2 protein-coding genes and 1 pseudogene are annotated in these 1,578 nt (G+C 67.2%); 2 read left to right on the top strand and 1 reads right to left on the bottom strand.

All coding sequences use genetic code 11. The annotated features are described in order from the left end of the window. Both VF662_RS06225 and VF662_RS06220 read left to right on the top strand, forming a co-directional pair. On the top strand, positions 1–261 hold a 261-nt coding region (locus tag VF662_RS06225; RefSeq protein ID WP_464138946.1), incomplete at its 5' end, for a hypothetical protein. 61 nt (positions 262–322) lie between these two features. Beyond that, positions 323–1,318: an adenosine kinase gene (locus tag VF662_RS06220; protein WP_464138944.1), complete on the top strand. Its 996-nt coding sequence runs from the start codon at positions 323–325 to the stop codon at positions 1,316–1,318. A gap of 47 nt (positions 1,319–1,365) precedes the next feature. Here VF662_RS06220 and VF662_RS06215 read toward each other — a convergent pair. Continuing rightward, a pseudogene (locus VF662_RS06215) lies at positions 1,366–1,578 on the bottom strand (amino acid permease); the annotation flags it as partial.

Raw genomic sequence — 1,578 nt, 5'->3', positions numbered from 1 at the left:
CCGATCACGCCCTCCTGGCCGGAGATGGTGGGGCTCCTCACCGACACGGAAGCGGCGGGAGGGGGCTTGGCGGCCGGCGTTGCGGCGCAGGCGCCGGCGAGGAGCAGGAGCGGCAGGCTTCCGAAGCGCCGCTGTGACGATCTGATCATGGTCTTCCCCCGAACCCGAGCCGCCACTTTGGCCGGGCCGAGCCCGAAGGGTAAGTGGGAGCGGCTCGCCGCGCCGCACACCCGCCCCGAGCCGCCGCAAGTGCGCCGTTGACCGGAGGCGGGGCCCGCGGCTAGTTGCCGCGCCTTCTCCACCAGCTCGAAAGATCCCATTCGTGACCGACACTCGCCTCGACGTGCTTGCAATCGGCAACGCCATCGTCGACGTCATCGCCGCCGCCGACGAAGACTTCATCGAGCGCGAGGGGCTCATCAAGGGGGGCATGCAGCTGATCGACGCCGAACGCGCCGAAGAGCTTTACAGCCGGATGGGCCCCGGCCGCGAGATCAGCGGCGGATCGGCTGCCAACACGGTCGCGGGCGCGGCTGCCCTCGGGGCGCGCTGCGCCTTCGTGGGCCAGATTGCGGACGATCAGCTCGGGGCGGTGTTCGCTCACGACATCCGGGCCCACGGTGTGCGCTTCGATACTCCAGCCCGCGCCGGGGACCCGCCGACGGGGCGCGTCCTCATCCTCGTGACGCCATGCGGCGAGCGGACGATGAACACGCTGCTCGGCGCCTCGCACTTTCTGCCGAGCGAGAGCCTGGATCACGATCTGATCAGGGACAGCGCGATCCTCTACCTCGAAGGCTATCTCTGGGATCCGGAGCAGCCGCGCGCGGTAATGCGGCAGGCGATCGACATCGCACGAGCGGCGGGCCGGAAGGTCGCGCTGACGCTGTCGGTCAACTTCATCATCGAGCGTCACCGCGCCGACCTCCAGGGACTGATCGACCAGGGACTGATCGACATCCTGTTCGTCAACGAGGAGGAGCTCATCTGCCTCACCCAGGACGATGATCGGGAAAGCGCGCTTGCCAAGGTTTCGGCCAAGGTGCCGCTTCTGGTGGTAACGTTGGGCGCCGACGGTGCGCTTGCAATCCAGAACGGCCAGCGCTTCACGGTTGCCGCCGAGCCGGTCGAGCGGGTGGTGGATACCACCGGAGCCGGCGATCTGTTCGCTGCGGGCTTCCTCGCCGGTATCAGCAGGGGCCGAGGCGTGGAGGATTGCCTCAAGATGGGCGCGATCGCAGCCGCCGAAGTGATCTCCCACTACGGCGCCCGCCCCGAAGCGGATCTCAAGGCACTGGTCGCGCAGAAGCTCGGATAAAAAAAGGGAGGCCGAAGCCTCCCTTTTCCTTGTGCCGAAGGCCGAGCTTAACGGTGCTCGTCCACGCCCGGAATATCGGGCTTGATGTCGTGGATCTCCGTTTCGTGAACCTCAACGATCCCGCGGCCGAGATGGCTGTTGCGGTAGCTGTAGAGGAAGTAGATCACGATGCCGACGGCGCCCCATGCGGGCAGGACGAGCATCGCGGCCGCCGGAAGGTTGAAGAACAGGAAGATACATCCCGCGATCGTGAGCGGCCC

This window comes from Allosphingosinicella sp., from assembly GCF_036387215.1.
Classification (GTDB): Bacteria; Pseudomonadota; Alphaproteobacteria; order Sphingomonadales; family Sphingomonadaceae; genus Allosphingosinicella.
This window is presented reverse-complemented; position numbering and strand designations above follow the sequence as displayed.